The sequence below is a fragment of the Chitinophaga sp. MM2321 genome, from assembly GCF_964033635.1.
Classification (GTDB): Bacteria; Bacteroidota; Bacteroidia; order Chitinophagales; family Chitinophagaceae; genus Chitinophaga.
On record NZ_OZ035533.1, the window covers coordinates 2,031,624 to 2,048,784 of the forward strand.

Below are 17,161 nucleotides of genomic sequence, written 5' to 3' on the forward strand. Positions count from 1 at the left end.
TATTCCTGATCATGCAAAATTTTATGAAGCATTATATACCTGCAATTGTTATCACCATATCCATCACGGGTATCATCACCAGCTGCGGCAGCAAGGCAGCGCCCGAACTGCCCCGTCAATGGGAGCTGACAGACTCCCTGCTCCGTACGCTGGTTGTTGATACCGCTACCGCCAGACCAGTAGAAAATGAAATTTCCCTTACAGGAAAGATTGCAGAGAATGAAGATAAAACCGCCCGCATCTTCCCGATGGTGAGTGGTATTGTAACGGAAGTAAAAGTACATTCCGGCGATTTTGTCCGGAAAGGGCAGGTGCTGGCTATCATCAAAAGCCCCGAGATGGCCGGTTTTACAGCAGACCAAAGTATTGCTGCCAGCGAAATGCAAACGGCAAAACGCAATATGGAAGTAGCGGCATCTTTTTATCAAAGCGGTCTTAATTCACAAAAAGATTATGAAGAGGCCAAAAGTAACTATGATAAAGCGGTAGCTGCGCACAATAAGTCGACCGCAGTACTGAATATCAACGGTGGCGCTCATCAGACCGATTACTTTGTGAAAGCCCCGGTACCGGGGTTTGTCATCAGCAAGAGAGCGGTTGAAAACCTGCAATGGCGTACCGACAATGCCGATCCTATTTTTGTGATCGCCGATCTGAATGAAGTATGGGCGATGATCAACATCTTTGAATCTGATATTGCAGGCGTCCGCGAGGGCGATGAAGTAGAGATGTCTACTTTATCTTATCCCGATAAAACTTTCTCCGGCAAAATTGAGAAGATCTATAATGTGCTGGACCCCGAAAATAAAGTGATGAAAGCCCGCGTGATAGTAGATAACCCCGGGTTCCTGCTGAAACCTGAAATGTTTGTAAGGGTTAAAGCGCAACGGCATGCAGACAGTAATATGGTCAGCATTCCATCGAGAGGGATCATTTTTGATCACGATAAATATTATGTGCTGGTATTAACAACTGCATTGCCACGGGTAGCCATCCGGGAAATTAAAATAGCGAAGACCATTGAGGGGCGTGCCTTTATCTCCTCCGGATTGCAGGAGAATGACCGCGTTATTGCATCGCGGCAGGTATTCATTTATGACACGCTGAATGATCAGCAGTAACCCCTAAAGGCTACCAACATGAACAGATTCATTAAAAAAGTGCTTGCTTTTTCTTTAAGCAATAAATATTTTATTTTCTTCGCCACCGCGGTGATGGCGGTTGCAGGGTACATCAGTTTTAAGCAGATCGGCGTAGATGCTTTTCCGGATGTTACCAATACTTCCGTTACCATCATCACACAGTGGCAGGGGCGCAGTGCGGAAGAAGTAGAGAAATTTGTTACCCGGCCCATAGAAATAGCGATGAACAGGGCGCAGAAAAAAACGCATATCCGGTCGTCTTCTTTATTCGGTTTATCTGTGATCAAAATCATTTTTGATGATGATGTAGATGATGTTTTTGCGCGGCAGCAAATCAATAATAACATTACCTCCGCCAGTTTGCCCGAAGGCGCCGATCCTGAAATACAGCCACCATACGGACCTACCGGCGAAATTTACCGGTATACACTGGAAAGCAATAAACTATCTGTACAGGAACTGAAGACGTTACAGGACTGGGTTATAGACCGCAACCTGTTGTCTGTACCCGGTGTGGCAGATATTGTGAGCTTTGGTGGGGAAGTGAAGATCTACCAGGTGACCATTAATCCCGATAAAGCGGTACAGTATGATATTACCGCGCAGGAGATGTTCCAGGCATTGTCTAAAAGTAATATCAATGTAGGCGGGGATGTGATTGTAAAAAACGCACAGGCGTATGTGGTGCGGGGGATCGGTATTCTCAATAATGTAGACGAAATCAAGAACATTATTGTTGATCATATCGGCGGTACGCCCATCCTGGTAAAGGATGTAGCGGAAGTCACCATTTCGGCACTGCCGCGTCTGGGGCAGGTGGGACGTGACCGTGATCATGATGTAGTGGAAGGAATTGTGGTGATGAGAAAGGGGGAGAATCCGGCGGTGGTGATCAAAGACCTCAAAGAGAAGATAACGGAACTGAATACACGTATACTACCGGATGATGTAAAAATAAAATCGTTCTATAACCGGGAAGACCTGATCGACTTCTCCACGCATACGGTGTTGCACAATATGATTGAAGGGATCATTTTTGTAACCGTGATCGTATTCCTCTTTATGGCCGATTGGCGCACAACGGTTATTGTATCCGTTGTGATTCCGCTGTCGCTCCTCTTTGCCTTTATCTGTCTGCGGATGAAAGGAATGAGCGCCAATCTGTTGTCGATGGGGGCTATCGATTTCGGGATCATCATTGATGGGGCGGTGGTCATCATGGAAGGTATCTTTGTGACCCTCGACAAGCGCGCACACCAGCTGGGGATGGATCGTTTCAACAAAGTGAGTAAGATGGGTATGATCCGCAGAGCCTGCATGGAAAATGGGAAAGGCATTTTCTTTGCGAAACTGATCATCATTACCGGGCTGTTACCCATCTTTACTTTTGAGAAAGTAGAGGGGAAGATGTTTTCGCCACTGGCCTGGACGCTGGGCTTTGCTTTGCTGGGCGCACTTGTGCTGACATTCACCCTGGTGCCAGCGTTGGCAAGTGTATTGTTGAAAAAAAATGTACGGGAGAAGAAAAACTTCTTCCTGGATTTTATCAGCCGGAATACGTTGCGCATTTTTAATTATTGCTTCCGGCATCGCCGCATCGCTGTGGTGACCTCGTTAATCGTACTGGTTTTCGGATTGTATTGCTTCCGTTTTCTGGGTACAGAATTTTTGCCACAGTTAAATGAAGGTGCTATCTATATCCGCGCTACAGGCCCCCTCAGTACCTCCCTGGAAGAATCCGTGAAGGTGGCTAATGATATGAGAAAGAAGCTGCTCGCCTTCCCGGAAGTAAAGCAGGTGATATCGCAAACCGGCCGGCCCAATGATGGTACAGATGCTACCGGTTTTTATAATATGGAGTTTCATGTAGACATCTACCCGCAAAAGGAATGGAAGAGCGGTATTACCAAAGAGGCGCTGATCCGCCGTATGGATAGTAAGCTGGACAACATTCCCGGTATCACCCTGAATTTTTCCCAGCCTATTATGGATAATGTGGAAGAAGCGGTATCCGGTGTGAAAGGGTCGATCGTCGTGAAATTATTTGGCGATGATTTTAAACTGATAGAAGAGAAAGAGGAGGCGATGGAGAAAATATTGAAAGGTGTGCATGGTATTGAAGATTTGGGTATTCTGCGGAATATTGGTCAGCCGGAGCTGCGCATTAACCTGAACCAGCAGAAGATGGCGCTCTATGGCGTTACTACGGAGGATGCCAATTCGGTGATAGAAATGGCGATTGGCGGCAAGGGCGCTACCCGTATCTATGAAGGAGAGAAAAGTTTTGATCTTCGTATACGCTATCCTGAGAGTTTCCGGGAGAACGAAGAATCTATTGGTAACCTAACGATACCGACTATACGTGGTAATAAGATACCCCTGAAAGAAATAGCGGAGATTGATCATATCATTGGCCCCAGTATGATTTACCGGGATAAACATATGCGTTATGGCGCTATAAAATTCTCTGTGCGCGGACGTGATCTGGGAAGTACGATCGCAGAAGCGCGGGAAAAAGTGAATGCACAGATCAGCCTGCCGAAAGGCTACACCCTGGAGTGGGCGGGCGATTTCGAGAACCAGCAGCGAGCTACCAAACGCCTGATGCAGGTAGTGCCTATCAGTTTGCTGCTGATATTCCTGATCCTTTTTATCCTCTTCGGGAAAGTAAAAGATGCGTTGCTGGTACTCAACAATGTGCCATTCGCTATCATCGGCGGCATATTCTCTTTATGGCTGACGGGAATGAACTTCAGTATCTCCGCGGGTATCGGCTTTATCGCCTTGTTCGGGATCTGTGTACAGAATGGGGTGATCCTGTTGTCAAAATTCAAAACCAATGTGCGGATGATGCATAAAGGTGCCACATTCAGCCTGGCGCATGCCATCCGGGAAGGCGTGGAATCGAGGGTGCGTCCTGTTATCATGACTGCTATGATGGCTGCTATTGGATTGCTACCGGCCGCCACCAGCATGGGTATTGGCTCAGAAACCGCTAGGCCGCTGGCACGTGTGGTCATAGGCGGATTGATAACAGATACAGTGTTTAACCTGTTCATCTTCCCCATTATCTTTTATTGGGTGTACAACAGGATGTTGCGGAAAGGCAAAGGGGGGCCGGCTTTAAGTTAGTATGTTTTATATGAGAGGAAAGGGCTGCTTCAACAGGATGTTGGGCAGCCCTTTTTAAATAGTTATTCTTCTGCCGGTGGCGCCGGCAGCTTTGCTTTTTTTACTTTCACTTTTTCTTCATCTCCCAATAGTATTGCCCATGGATGCATTTGCTCGATATTTTCAAATACAATCTTCATAATAGCAATAATAGGGATGGCGAGAAACATACCAGGTATGCCCCACAGCAAATTGCCCAGCACCACACCAATGATCGTTACCAGTGCGTTGATCTTTACTTTGGAACCTACGATGCGCGGTAGCAGTACGTTGCTGTCCAGCAGGTGAACAAGAAAGAGCGCAACACCTACCTGTATGGCGGCTATTGGCGCACCGGTCGTTAATGTTACCAGCATGCTGAGAATCAGCGCGGTGAAGATACCGATGTAGGGAATGATATTAAAAATGGCGGCCATTACCCCCAGCAGGATGGCGTATTTTATACCCAGTATTAAAAACAGGGAAGTATTCAGAATGGCTACCACCACCATTTCTATCATCAATCCGCCTACATAGCTCTTGATCACAGAACGGGTCCGTGCTACTACATTCAGTAATTTCTCGCGGTGCTTTTCCTGGAAAAGTCTGACCAGGAAAGTAACCAGTCTTCTGCGGTAAAAAAGGATGAAGAAAGAATATAGTAAAACAAATACGATGAAGATCAGGAGAGACGAAAGTGATAAAAATGTTTGACTGATAAAACTGGTAGCTGTGCCCAAAGTGCCCATGGCAGCCTTTTCCAGGTAACTCATCTGGGTGTTGGAATTGATATGGAATTTAGTATCTATCCAGTCCTGCAACGATGTTACGGTCATCATCAGTTTCTTTTCCAGCTCTGGAAAATCTGAAATAAATGCTTCCATTTGTTTTCCCAGCAATAGCATGAGCAGAATGATACTGATGATAAATAGCAACACGGCTGTAAAGGCGGCCAGCCCGCGGGGGAAGCGGCATTTTTCCAGCAGGTGTACCAGCGGCAGTAACATGATGGCAATCAGCATCGCAAAGATCAGCGGGATAATAATTTCACTGCCTATATGAGCGATGTATATCATCAGGATGATAGACAACAGGGTAAAGGTCAGTCTCGCATTAAACGGGAGCTTCAACTCGTTCATGGATTTGCTAGTTTTATTCAAATTTATTAAATATCAGCTGTTTCCGCATTAAAGTTTATTTAATGCTGGTAAGGTGACGAAAAGATTACACATCCTTAAAAGCATTTGTTATTTTGTTGTTATGCTTGAAAATCCCGTTGATATGAAAAAACTGTTTGTATTATTATTGGTTTGTTGCAGTACCCTCTCTTTATCCATTGCAAAAGCTTTGCCAACAGATACACTACCTGTTCGCGGATTTTGTATCGCGGCGCCTTCTGCGGAGAAGCTGGCTCCTTTCCTGAAATTTATTCATGAAGAGCTGGCACCCCGCCATATTAACACGCTGGTGCTGCGGGTAGATTTTAACTATCAATTTAAGTCGCACCCGGAGTTGCGCGATGCAGGTGCTTTGTCGGAGCAGCAGGTAAAGCAGCTGGTGCAGGCCTGCCGGGAGCATCATATCCGGATCATTCCACAGATCAATCTGCTGGGGCATCAGTCGTGGGCCGGTACAACCACCAACCTGTTGAAAGTATATCCTGATTTTGATGAAACACCCTGGGTAAAGATGCCGGCCAAATATGAATGGCCTAATCCTGATGGATTGTATTGCAAGAGTTATTGTCCGTTGCATCCGGGTGTGCATAAAGTAGTATTTGAGTTGGTAGATGAGATTTGTGATGTGTTTGAAGCCGATGCTTTTCATGCCGGTATGGACGAAGTATTTTACATAGGGGAGGCGAAATGTCCGCGTTGCGGGGGCAAAGACAAGGCGGAACTGTTTGCCGGTGAGGTGTGGACGATCCGCAATCACCTGGCGCAGAAAGGCCGTTCTTTATGGATCTGGGGTGATCGCCTGATCGATGGAAAGACCACCGGTATGGGTATGTGGGAAGCCAGTATGAATAATACCTATCGCGCGGTAGATCTGGTACCCAAAGATATTATGGTATGCGACTGGCATTACGAGCGTCCGGATAAAACGCCGGTATACTTTGCCATGAAGGGTTTGCAGGTGGTTACCTGTCCATGGAGGATGCCTGCCAATGCCAGGTTGCAGCTAAAGGATATGTATGACTACCGGGAAACGGCCACCGCTGAAATGAAGCCACGTTACCAGGGCATGATGCAAACAATATGGTCAGATGCCGGCCATTTCCTGGATGAATTTTATGGTCGTGGCAACCCGGGTAAGGATACGGTGAATACGAGCGCCAATTGCTTCCGTGCCCTGTTTGCGAAGTAAGAAAAGGTGGTTAATAATGTTTTCTCAGTAAAGGAATAAAAATTTCGCAGCGAGTGGTGCCATGAAGGGAGATGAAGAAGTGATTACCACTCATCTTAAAGATACCTTCCTTACAGTTCCGGTTGATGAAATTATACATGGGAATGCCTGCTGTAGCGAAGTCCATGGGTACGGGCAGTTTCAGGTACGATCCGCCGGGAATCCTTTTTTTCATCAGGTAGCTGTAGCGTTCAGCCATTAGCTGGTGTACTGTAGTACTGGTAATGGGAATACTGATCCCCGCAAATATGGACAGTTTTTCATAATCTGTAACCGGTACAGCGTCCAGTGTGCCCGTAATTACATTGAGTTGTGGGAGGTTCAGCTGTTGCAGTATTTTAGTGAATGCATGCTGGTACCTGTTCATCCGGGCGATCATTTCGCCAATAGGATCCCGTCCGTCTGACAACAATGAATAATACAGGATGCAGTCTGGCAAGTGTACTTTTTCACCCCGGTCATAATTAAAGATGTTGGAGAAGATATCGCCGCCGGCAGCGATGGTGATTGTTTCTACAATCTGTATAGTCCTTTTTTCATTGGGTAGTTCCGAAATGCGGCGAAATTCTTTGGGGCTTTCCTTGAAATGTTGTTTGAATGCCTTGCTGAAAGCTGCCGTGGTAGAGTATCCGCATAGATCTCCTACCTCCCCGATATTATGCCCGCTGTGCCGGAGCAAACCGGCTGCCAGTTCCAGGCGATGTCTTTTCACATAGTGCCAGAACGGTTCTCCCATACAGTCGGCGAAGTTGTGATAAAAATAGGAATAGGAAATTCCCAGACGCTCTGCTACATCTTTGATGCTAAAGGGATCTCCTACATGGTCATCTGCATAAGATAATCCCTGTAAAGCCAGCTGCTCAAGTTGTTGCCTGGTGGTGGTAGCCAATTTAGATTGCTTTTTTTGGTTATTCAAGGGATTCGTCAGCCAGGCTTAATAACTTGATAAAACGGGCGCCTGGCTATATTCACGGATACAGCAATTTAATTTTTTTATCATCATCAGCGATAATTTTTTTATGATGAATTTGATGTATTGATTATCAGTTTGATAGGAAGATAAATATATTTAATATTTTTTTAATGCATGTCTGTATTGATAAATTTGTCAGCAGAACTTGCGTAAAAAAGCCAAAATGGACAAACTGGGATCATTTTGATTATATAACTTTAAAATAAGGCCTTTCACCCAAAACAACCATCGGACCATTGCGTACCCAACTGCCATTTACCTTATTTGTCCTATCGATCCTGTTATGGGGTTGCGCAAGTCGCAACGCCGTTCCATTAAGCCGATGGCAGCAAGAGCAGGTTAGTGGCAGTCATCCGGTTCTCTTACTTACTTTAATATTGCTGATCATCTCTTTATCATTATTCCTGTTTCTTGGTTGGGTAATATTATTACGCAACAGTAAAGCATTACAGATTGCACAGATTAATCTGCTGCAACAGGAGCTGAAAGCGGCTTCCCTGGTTTCCGAGCTGCGGGAGGTGTCGGAAAAGTACCAGGTACTGGAAGATGAGTTGCATGATGCGCAGCACCAGCTGCGTAAAGGGAAAAACAGCAGCAGGGGGAGCGGGCATGACCCCGGCTGAAATTTAAGCGCACCTGTTTTGCTGTTTTTGCAGGTATTTAAGTAGGTTTGTTACCATGCAGGTAGTTTTTCAAATCACTTCATCTGTGGCAGAAGCACAGAAAGCCATGTTGGGGCAACTCAACAACCTCCTTCAGTATTTCCAGGAAAAACAAACACGTATAGCCGTTGAGGTAGTGGTACACGGGGATGCATTCAATTTATTGCTGACGAGCGGTAATCCCTTTGCAGACAAGGTACAGGCGTTGCAGGAAAGATCGGTAAAATGGCTGATCTGCCGTAACACTATGCGTGGGCATCAGCTGGATAGCCAACAGTTATTTTCTTTTGTGGAGATCGTACCGGCAGCCATTGCACACCTGGTAGAGCGGCAGGCAGAAGGCTGGTCTTATATCAGGTGTTAGTGTAATTCTTATTACTTAATTGGTTTATTAGTTTATTTTTACATCTTTAACGGTGGATTTAACGGTGATCCTTAAACGACAATCTTGCTTTCTAAGCAGGCATACCAAATAAAACTACCGGTAACAACGTTAAATTAAGACGCTATTCAAAGGACTAACCTCTTAAAACAAAATACATTGAAATTCACAAAATCTACCGGAATACTGTTGTTATTCATGGCAGTACCTTTTATCAGCCTGGCGCAGGATTGGCATGTAGGCGCTTTCCTGGGTGCGAGTAATTACAGCGGTGACCTCACCAAACAAAGGGTGGATATGAAATACACCCGGCCAGCACTGGGGTTGCTGGTAAGAAGAGATATCAACCGGTACCTCACCATACGAGCGGCCTTTACCTGGGGGATTGCTACCGGCGCTGACAGTACCAGCACCGATAAATTCCTGCTGGCAAGGAACCTGAGCTTCAAAACCAACATCTTTGAAGGTAGCCTCATCGCTGAATTCAATTTCCTGGACATAGAAGAGAAACACTTTACTCCCTACGTTTTTGCCGGGATAGGTGGTTTCGGATTTGATCCCACTGCCAAAGACGTTTCCGGTAACCGGGTCCGGCTACGCCCCCTGGGCACAGAGGGACAGGGCCTGCCGTCATATCCTGACCGGCAGCCGTATGATCTCTTTTCCTTTTCCTTCCCGTTTGGAGCTGGTGTAAAAGCGATCCTGAATGACCGCTGGACAGTAGGCTTTGAAATAGGGTTACGGCCTACGCTCACCGATTACCTGGATGATTTAAGCAGAAATTATGTAGATCAAAATACTTTACTGGCCTATCGTGGTCAAAAATCTGTAGATATGGCCTACCGCGGCGATGAAGTAAGCGGCAAGCAGACTCCCGGTGTATACCCGGCTGATGGCAGTCAACGGGGTTCTCCTAAATACAAAGACTGGTACTCCTTTTCCGGGGTAACCATCACCTACCGCCTTGGCAGTGGCAATGGATGGGGAAACCAGAAATCGCTGAGATGCCCGGTGTTCCGCTAGAGACCAGGATTAAAGGATGATAAGATTTTACTAGATGGGCGTTTTGTTGTTTATAATTTAAAACAGCAAAACGCCCATCTAGTAAAATCTTATCATCCTTTAATCCTGGTACTTTTGGCATAGTTGTTGAATTTATCTGTTTAAACAGGTAAAGAATTGCACCACCGGCTTAAAGTAGCCAATCAATGGATCACAAATCGCGGAGAGAGTAATGAAACAACAGATGCGAAATGAGTTGGTGAGCAACTTCCTGTCATTAACAAAAAAAAGTAGTGCTATAGTCAGTAATTGCAGATAATACAAATTACCACAACATTAATTTTTGCCAACCGATCTTGAACCAAAACCAACGAAACATGAAAAAATTATTGCTGATAATGCTGCTCATGGGCGGCACAGTGCTCACCACCTACGCACAGAGAGGATACGATCGCGGTCACCGCGGACGCGGCCATGATAAACACTGGGACAAATGGGAACATAAGCATAGAGGAGGAAGGGATTACCGCCGCTGGGATGATGATTGCTACAGACCCTCCAGGAGAGTCGTATATGCACCACAGCCTGTATATTATCCTGTAGTGCCGGTTCCGGTACCCGTACCGGTTCGCGTATATGCGCCAGCCAGACCAAGAGCCGTATTCCATGCAGGTGTTACAATTGTCAACTGATAACTGAAAAATAGAAAAATGAGGTGCCTCCCGGTTATTCCCGGGGGGCATTTTTTATTGCGGTGTGGGATGGTTACTTTTGTTAATTGGTTCATTAGATTATTCAATATGGCATATAAAAATCTCAGGCATTTTATAGAGAAGCTGGAACAGGCAGGAGAACTGATTCGCATTACATCTTATGTAGATCCGAAGCTGGAAATAGCTGAAATAACAGACAGGATGAGCAAGTCGCCCGATGGTGGCAAAGCCTTACTGTTTGAAAATACAGGCTATGACTTCCCCGTGCTGATCAACTCCATGGGTAGCTATAAAAGGATGTGTATGGCCCTGGGCGTGCAGGAACTGGATGATGTAGCCGGTGAAATTGAGGCGCTCTTTAAACTGTTGTCCAAACCCAAAGAGAGCATCCTTGATAAACTCGCCCTGCTACCTAAACTGGGACAGTTTGCCTCCTGGATGCCCAAGGTAGTAAGTGGGAAAGGTGCTTGCCAGGAAGTGGTGATGACCGAGCCTGATCTGACCAAATTGCCGGTAATGACCTGCTGGCCCAAAGATGGGGGGCCGTTTATTACGCTGCCCGTTATACATACCAAAGATCCGCTTACCGGTACACGCAATGTGGGCATGTACCGTATGCAGGTATTTGAAAAAGATATGACCGGTATGCACTGGCATAAACATAAAGTGTCTGCAAAACATTTTATGGAATACAAAAAGCTGAATAAGCGTATGCCCGTTGCCGTTATACTTGGTGGTGACCCGGTATACACCTATTCTGCCACGGCGCCGCTACCTGAAAATGTAGATGAGTATATGCTCGCCGGTTTTCTCCGTAAGAAGAAAGTAGAACTGGTAAAATGTATTTCACAACCCGAAATAGAAGTACCGGCAGATGCCGATTTTGTGATAGAAGGGTATGTGGAGCCTTCTGAAGAACTTGTATGGGAGGGTCCTTTCGGTGATCATACCGGTTATTATTCATTGGCCGACTGGTATCCTAAATTTCATGTAACGGCTATTACGCACCGCAAAGATGCCGTGTACCCGTCCACGATAGTAGGTATTCCGCCACAGGAAGACGCCTGGATAGGGAAAGCTACAGAACGTATTTTCCTGGCGCCCATCAAAATGACGCTGGTACCCGAAATAATAAATATGGAAATGCCCGTAGAAGGGGTGTTCCATAACCTGGTTATTGCACAGATCAAAAAAGACTACGCCGGACAGGCACAGAAAGTGATGAATGCCATGTGGGGTGCCGGACAGATGATGTTTAACAAGATCCTCGTGGTAACGGATGAAGGAGAAGGCATCAACGATTACAGGAAGCTGGCACAATACGTATTCCGCAACCTGAACCCCGCCACCGACATTTACCTGAGCCAGGGCCCAATGGATGTACTGGACCATTCCTGCTCCAAAATGGGCTTCGGTGGTAAGATGTGTATCGATGGTACCCGCAAGTACGAAGAGGAAACAGATACCGCTTACCTCCAGGTAGCGGCACCTGTAAATATAGACACAGCGGCTATCATGCAGCAATTCCCTGAAATAAAAGGCATCAACGACCGCTTGTTGGCGCAGGATATTTCCTGTATCCTGGTAGCGGTTCAGAAAAGTCGTCCGTTTCATATACGTGAGCTGAATGAACAACTCTTCACACTGCCATCGCTGGCAGGTATAAAGATGATCCTGTATGTGGAACACACCGTAGATGTACAGGACCTGGCCTCCGCACTATGGCGCTTCTGTAATAACCTGGACCCGAAACGTGACAGCTTTGTGATCAACAAACCGGCTGCACAAACCGGCAGGTACATTGGCGGCATTGGTTTGGACGGTACTCAGAAAACCAGGTTGCTGGACAACTTTGAGCGCGATTGGCCCAATATCATTGTTGCAGATGATGAAACTATCCGTAAAATTGATGCCAAATGGGAGGCATTGCAGATAGGACCTTTCCTGGCATCGCCTTCCCTGAAATATAAACAACAGATGTATGGTGAAGAAGCGGTGGCACAGCAGTAGCTATCTGCTGCTGCTGATCATACTTACCGGGAGCCTGGAGGCTGCTGCACAGGTGCGTCCTGCCGATTTCAGTTTGCTGAACAGGCTGGAAGGCACCTGGGTCATGAAAACCCGTCACAGTACTGTAGTAGAAACCTGGAGCCGTCTGAATGACTCTACCTGGCATGGTAAAACATGGCGCGTAGTGGGCGCCGATAGCGCCGTACAACAGTCTATCCAGCTGGTGCGCCAGGGCAATGACATCTTTTTTATGCCTTCCTACGAAGGAAGTGAAACGTTAACGCCTACACGTCTGAAGCTACGTGTATTAAAAGCCGTCGGTTTTGTAGCTGAAGATCTGAACAATGATTTTCCCCGGAAAGTAACCTATCGCTTTAAAGATGCCCGCCACCTGGAAGCCCGCGTAGAAGGAGAACGGGACGGGACGATAGAGGAGTATATATTCCAGTATATGCAGGAACCCTAACAAAATATTTACGGATTTACGAATTTTTTGATTTTGAGATTTGGAATGCAGCGGAGATCAGTATAAATAATTATCTGTTCCGCTTCATTCCAAATCTCAAAATCAAAAAATTCGTAAATCCGTAAATATTTATTTATGGATCTCTGAAGTGAAATTAAATTGTATTTCCGGGTTGTTTGTTCTTTCTGTATTCAGGTACCATTCTGATTGTGCGAGGTATACCAGGTGGCCGTCTTTATCTTCTACTACATTGGAAGATTTGAACCGGATGAAGTCTTCAATTTTATCCTTTGGACCAGTGATCCAGCAGGCTTTAAAGAAGGGAAGTGAATTAAACTGACAGGATGCGCCATATTCCTGGAGGAGACGGTACTGGATTACTTCAAATTGGAGGTCACCCACGCAGCCAATGATTTTGCGGTTGCCGCCATGTTGTGTAAACAGCTGCGCCACACCTTCGTCTGTAAGCTGCCGGATACCTTTTTCCAATTGCTTGGTTTTCATCGGATCCTTGTTTACCAGCTCCTTGAACAGTTCAGGAGAGAAGCTTGGGATGCCGGTGATAAAGAAATTCTCGCCTTCCGTCAATGTATCGCCAATTTTGAAGTTACCGGTATCAAATAAACCAACTACATCACCGGGGTAGGCATCTTCCACAATATTTTTCTCACGGGCGAGAAAGCTGTAAGGATTGCTGAACCTAACGTCTTTGTCTAAACGAACGTGGTGATAGAATTTATTTCTCTCAAACTTACCTGAACAAACGCGCAGGAACGCAATACGGTCGCGGTGGCGGGGATCCAGGTTAGCATGTATTTTGAAAATGAATCCGCTGAATTTGTCTTCGTTTACATCAATGACCCGGGTACTGCTTTGACGGTTGCGTGGTATAGGTGCAATGTCAACGAACGTATCCAGCAGGTCTTTTACCCCGAAGTTATTAACGGCGCTGCCAAAGAAAACCGGGGCCAGCTTTCCTTGCAGGTATTCTTCTTTGTCAAATTTATCGTAAACGCCTTCGATGAGTTCTACATCGTTGCGCAGCTGGGCAGCGTCGGTAGGATTGTAGTGTTCATCCACATAGCTGCTGCTGAGATCATCCAGTGGTACTACATCTTCATCTGTTGCCTTTTTATTGGGAAGGAAGGCAACGAGGCTTTTATCGTACAGGTTGTACACCCCTTTAAAGTCCTTACCCATGTTAATAGGCCAGCTGAGTGGTCTTACACGGATGCTGAGTTTTTCTTCCAGTTCATCGAGCAGGTCGAACGGATACTTACCGTCACGATCCATCTTATTTACGAAGATGATAACAGGTGTATCGCGCATGCGGCACACTTCCATCAGTCTTTCTGTTTGTTCTTCCACCCCTTTCACACAGTCGATCACCAGTACAACGCTGTCTACTGCCGTGAGGGTGCGGTAAGTATCTTCCGCAAAGTCCTTGTGACCGGGTGTATCTAGGAGATTGATCAGTATATCGCGGTATTCGAAGGTCATTACGGAAGTAGCCACGGAGATACCTCTTTGCCGTTCAATTTCCATGAAGTCGGAAGTGGTGTGCTTCTTGATTTTATTGGATTTCACGGCACCCGCTGTCTGGATGGCACCGCCGAACAGGAGGAATTTCTCTGTCAGCGTGGTTTTACCGGCATCCGGGTGAGCGATGATAGCAAAGGATTTTCTTTTACTGATTTCGTTAGCGTACTTCATATATATCCGAAAAATGGCAGCAAAGGTAACTAAATTTTTTATCCGGCTATATTTCGTGTTTATTGGCGATGCAGGTGAAATATAAATCCGCTAAATTTGGAATATGATAGCAACCCTTAAAATATTGTGGAACAGCTTCAAAATGGCATTACAGGAGCTTCGGGTAAACAAGCTGCGTACCTTTTTGTCATTGTTGGGGATTACCATAGGTATATTCTGTATCATAGCGGTATTTACACTCACTAATAGCCTGGAACGCAATATCAGGAAGGATCTGAGTGCGTTGGGGGATGATGTTATCTACGTGCAGAAATGGCCCTGGGGAGGCAATGGGGAGTATCCCTGGTGGAAATATATGAATCGTCCGCAGCCGGAATACAAAGATTTTAAAAATATCGAGGAGAAAGTGCAGAGCGCCAGCTTTTCTTCTTTCAACTTTGAATCGGGCGGGAAGAAGGTGGAGTATGGGGATGATTATATGGATGGGGTGACGATGATGGCCGTGAGCAACGATTTTGACCAGATTCAGCAGTTGCAGATCATCCAAGGACGTTTTTTTGCCAATAGTGAAAGCAATAGCGGTACCAACGTGGGTATCCTGGGTGCTACTGTGTGGGATGGTTTGTTTAGCTCTGCAGAAGCGGCGCTGGGCAAAACGGTGCGGGTAGCAGGTCGTGATACCAAGATCGTAGGGGTGCTGAAGAAGAAGGGGGAGAGCATGATTGGTGGGTTGAATTTTGATAATGCGATTATCCTGCCTTATCGGTTTGCCCGAACTTTGGTAGATGAACGCCGTTTTGCCGATCCTTATATCCTGGTGAAAGTCAGGCCCAACGTGTCGCTGGATCAGCTGAAAGATGAACTGCGCGGTGTGATGCGTGCCACGCACCGGCTGAAACCCCGGGAGGAAGATGATTTTGCGCTGAATGAAATCAGTTCCGCCAGTGAAAACCTGAATGCTATTTTTGGTGCGATCAACCTGGGAGGTGGCTTTATTGCTGTGTTTGCGCTGATCGTAGGAGCATTTGGTATTGCCAATATCATGTTTGTAACCGTAAAGGAAAGAACCAGCATTATAGGATTAAAAAAAGCTATCGGCGCCCGCAGAGGCATTATCCTGGCGGAATTCCTGATGGAAGCCGTTTGTTTGTGTCTCATAGGAGGTTCGCTGGGCTTGCTGATGGTATATGCCGGCACCCTGGTGATCAATATGTCCGGTACTTTTGAAGTGGTTTTGTCTTTAGGCAACATCATTAAAGGACTCTCCATTTCCGCCGTTGTAGGCGTACTGGCCGGTTTTATCCCTGCCTACTCCGCCAGTAAACTGGATCCGGTGGTAGCGATACGCAGCAACTAGAGAAATATTTATGGATTTTGGAATTTTGGAATTTAGAGATTTGATTGTGTTTTGTTTATTCTCCCGGAAAAGTCAAATTAAAATATTTTTAATTTAAATAACAAAACACAATCAAATCTCTAAATTCCAAAATTCCAAAATCCATAAATATTTGTCTAGTTTTGTGGCTTATGTCTGTCAGAATATTAGCTATAGAATCTTCCTGCGATGATACAGGAGCGGCCGTGTTGGTAGATGGGAAGGTGTTATCCAATCATATTGCCAACCAGCGAATACATGAACAATACGGGGGAGTGGTACCAGAACTGGCGTCGCGTGCGCACCAGGAAAATATAGTGCCGGTAGTAGATATAGCGTTGCAAACAGCGGGGGTGAAACGGAGTGAGTTGAGTGCGATCGCTTTTACGCAGTCACCAGGACTTATAGGTTCGCTGCTGGTAGGTAGTTGTTTTGCCAAATCAATGGCCATGGCGCTGGATATCCCGCTCATCGGGATACATCATATGCAGGCGCATGTACTGGCTAATTTTATTGATGATCCAAAGCCTTCGTTTCCTTTTTTATGTCTGACTGTTTCCGGTGGCCATACACAGATTGTGTTGTGTGAAAGTCCGCTGCAGATGCGGGTGATAGGCGAAACGCTGGATGATGCAGCCGGAGAAGCTTTTGATAAGAGTGCCAAAATACTGGGACTGCCATATCCCGGCGGTCCTTTGATTGATAAATATGCCAAAGAAGGAAATCCTGCAAGATTTAAATTTACCGAACCACGTATCCCGGAACTGAATTTCAGTTTCAGCGGATTGAAAACAGGCATCCTGTACTTCCTCCAGGAGAACCTACAGAAAGATCCGGAATTTATTAATAAGAACCTGCCTGATATCTGTGCATCTATTCAGCAACGTATCGTTAGTATCCTGCTCAATAAGGTATTGAAAGCATCGCAGGAAACGGGTATCCGTGATATTGCCATTGCTGGCGGTGTAAGTGCCAATAGTGGCCTGCGTGCAGCTTTGCAGCAATATGGCGCCAAGTATCACTGGCGTACTTTTATTCCGAAGTTTGAATATTGTACGGATAATGCAGGTATGATAGCGATGATGGCTTATTATAAATATCTCGCAGGCGAATTTACTTCGCTGGATGCAGTGCCTACCGCAAGAGCATCAATGGACTGACCAGGAT

General features: G+C 46.0%; 14 protein-coding genes. 11 read left to right on the plus strand and 3 right to left on the minus strand.

Annotation, left to right across the window (positions count from 1 at the left end; all coding sequences use genetic code 11):
* Nucleotides 1-23 precede the first annotated feature (23 nt).
* Nucleotides 24-1,121, plus strand: a complete 1,098-nt coding sequence (locus ABQ275_RS07905) for an efflux RND transporter periplasmic adaptor subunit (protein WP_349317742.1) — start codon at nucleotides 24-26, stop codon at nucleotides 1,119-1,121.
* 18 nt (nucleotides 1,122-1,139) lie between these two features.
* Nucleotides 1,140-4,274: a CusA/CzcA family heavy metal efflux RND transporter gene (locus tag ABQ275_RS07910; protein WP_349317743.1), complete on the plus strand. Its 3,135-nt coding sequence runs from the start codon at nucleotides 1,140-1,142 to the stop codon at nucleotides 4,272-4,274.
* Nucleotides 4,275-4,336: 62 nt separating this feature from the next.
* Here ABQ275_RS07910 and ABQ275_RS07915 read toward each other — a convergent pair whose 3' ends face one another.
* A complete protein-coding gene (locus ABQ275_RS07915; RefSeq protein WP_349317744.1) occupies nucleotides 4,337-5,431 on the minus strand; it encodes an AI-2E family transporter in 1,095 nt (364 codons plus the stop codon).
* Nucleotides 5,432-5,573: 142 nt separating this feature from the next.
* On the opposite strand from ABQ275_RS07915, the gene ABQ275_RS07920 reads away from it, so the two are divergent.
* Nucleotides 5,574-6,659: a family 20 glycosylhydrolase gene (locus ABQ275_RS07920; RefSeq protein WP_349317745.1), complete on the plus strand. Its 1,086-nt coding sequence runs from the start codon at nucleotides 5,574-5,576 to the stop codon at nucleotides 6,657-6,659.
* Nucleotides 6,660-6,669: 10 nt separating this feature from the next.
* Here ABQ275_RS07920 and ABQ275_RS07925 read toward each other — a convergent pair whose 3' ends face one another.
* Entirely contained in the window at nucleotides 6,670-7,587 is a 918-nt protein-coding gene (locus ABQ275_RS07925; protein ID WP_349317746.1) for an AraC family transcriptional regulator, read from the minus strand.
* 320 nt (nucleotides 7,588-7,907) lie between these two features.
* Between ABQ275_RS07925 and ABQ275_RS07930 the strand changes: the two genes are divergently transcribed.
* The 6 genes from ABQ275_RS07930 (at nucleotide 7,908) to ABQ275_RS07955 (ending at nucleotide 12,906) form a co-directional block, all read left to right on the plus strand.
* Nucleotides 7,908-8,294 carry a hypothetical protein gene (locus ABQ275_RS07930; RefSeq protein ID WP_349317747.1) on the plus strand — a complete coding sequence of 129 codons (387 nt, stop codon included), beginning with the start codon at nucleotides 7,908-7,910 and terminating at the stop codon, nucleotides 8,292-8,294.
* A gap of 55 nt (nucleotides 8,295-8,349) precedes the next feature.
* Nucleotides 8,350-8,697 (plus strand): DsrE family protein, encoded by a 348-nt coding sequence (locus ABQ275_RS07935; RefSeq protein ID WP_349317748.1) that lies wholly within the window; start codon nucleotides 8,350-8,352, stop codon nucleotides 8,695-8,697.
* Between the two features lie 177 nt (nucleotides 8,698-8,874).
* The gene (locus ABQ275_RS07940) at nucleotides 8,875-9,738 is read left to right on the plus strand and encodes a DUF6089 family protein (RefSeq protein ID WP_349317749.1); all 864 of its coding nucleotides are present in this window, start codon (nucleotides 8,875-8,877) and stop codon (nucleotides 9,736-9,738) included.
* A 356-nt stretch (nucleotides 9,739-10,094) separates the two neighbouring features.
* Nucleotides 10,095-10,409, plus strand: coding sequence for a hypothetical protein (locus ABQ275_RS07945; protein ID WP_349317750.1), 315 nt, complete (start codon nucleotides 10,095-10,097; stop codon nucleotides 10,407-10,409).
* A gap of 108 nt (nucleotides 10,410-10,517) precedes the next feature.
* Nucleotides 10,518-12,440 carry a menaquinone biosynthesis decarboxylase gene (locus ABQ275_RS07950; RefSeq protein ID WP_349317751.1) on the plus strand — a complete coding sequence of 641 codons (1,923 nt, stop codon included), beginning with the start codon at nucleotides 10,518-10,520 and terminating at the stop codon, nucleotides 12,438-12,440.
* Nucleotides 12,412-12,906, plus strand: coding sequence for a DUF6265 family protein (locus ABQ275_RS07955; protein ID WP_349317752.1), 495 nt, complete (start codon nucleotides 12,412-12,414; stop codon nucleotides 12,904-12,906). Before ABQ275_RS07950 ends, ABQ275_RS07955 begins: the two co-directional genes overlap by 29 nt.
* Nucleotides 12,907-13,035: 129 nt before the next feature.
* Here the strand turns inward: ABQ275_RS07955 and ABQ275_RS07960 are convergent, their stop codons facing one another.
* Nucleotides 13,036-14,619 (minus strand): peptide chain release factor 3, encoded by a 1,584-nt coding sequence (locus ABQ275_RS07960; RefSeq protein WP_349317753.1) that lies wholly within the window; start codon nucleotides 14,617-14,619, stop codon nucleotides 13,036-13,038.
* Between the two features lie 103 nt (nucleotides 14,620-14,722).
* Here ABQ275_RS07960 and ABQ275_RS07965 point away from each other — a divergent pair, with 103 nt between their 5' ends.
* Together ABQ275_RS07965 and tsaD are read left to right on the plus strand one after the other, a co-directional pair.
* Nucleotides 14,723-15,976 (plus strand): ABC transporter permease, encoded by a 1,254-nt coding sequence (locus ABQ275_RS07965; protein ID WP_349317754.1) that lies wholly within the window; start codon nucleotides 14,723-14,725, stop codon nucleotides 15,974-15,976.
* 170 nt (nucleotides 15,977-16,146) lie between these two features.
* Entirely contained in the window at nucleotides 16,147-17,154 is a 1,008-nt protein-coding gene (tsaD, locus tag ABQ275_RS07970; protein WP_349317755.1) for a tRNA (adenosine(37)-N6)-threonylcarbamoyltransferase complex transferase subunit TsaD, read from the plus strand.
* Nucleotides 17,155-17,161 lie beyond the last annotated feature (7 nt).

Excerpts from the sequence above, each read along its gene's own strand:
- ABQ275_RS07960 (WP_349317753.1), bottom strand. The coding sequence starts at position 14,619 with ATGAAGTACGCTAACGAAATCAGTAAAAGAAAATCCTTTGCTATCATC.
- ABQ275_RS07935 (WP_349317748.1), top strand. The coding sequence starts at position 8,350 with ATGCAGGTAGTTTTTCAAATCACTTCATCTGTGGCAGAAGCACAGAAA.
- ABQ275_RS07915 (WP_349317744.1), bottom strand. The coding sequence starts at position 5,431 with ATGAACGAGTTGAAGCTCCCGTTTAATGCGAGACTGACCTTTACCCTG.
- ABQ275_RS07920 (WP_349317745.1), top strand. The coding sequence starts at position 5,574 with ATGAAAAAACTGTTTGTATTATTATTGGTTTGTTGCAGTACCCTCTCT.
- tsaD (WP_349317755.1), top strand. The coding sequence starts at position 16,147 with ATGTCTGTCAGAATATTAGCTATAGAATCTTCCTGCGATGATACAGGA.
- ABQ275_RS07950 (WP_349317751.1), top strand. The coding sequence starts at position 10,518 with ATGGCATATAAAAATCTCAGGCATTTTATAGAGAAGCTGGAACAGGCA.
- ABQ275_RS07945 (WP_349317750.1), top strand. The coding sequence starts at position 10,095 with ATGAAAAAATTATTGCTGATAATGCTGCTCATGGGCGGCACAGTGCTC.
- ABQ275_RS07955 (WP_349317752.1), top strand. The coding sequence starts at position 12,412 with ATGGTGAAGAAGCGGTGGCACAGCAGTAGCTATCTGCTGCTGCTGATC.
- ABQ275_RS07905 (WP_349317742.1), top strand. The coding sequence starts at position 24 with ATGAAGCATTATATACCTGCAATTGTTATCACCATATCCATCACGGGT.
- ABQ275_RS07965 (WP_349317754.1), top strand. The coding sequence starts at position 14,723 with ATGATAGCAACCCTTAAAATATTGTGGAACAGCTTCAAAATGGCATTA.
- ABQ275_RS07910 (WP_349317743.1), top strand. The coding sequence starts at position 1,140 with ATGAACAGATTCATTAAAAAAGTGCTTGCTTTTTCTTTAAGCAATAAA.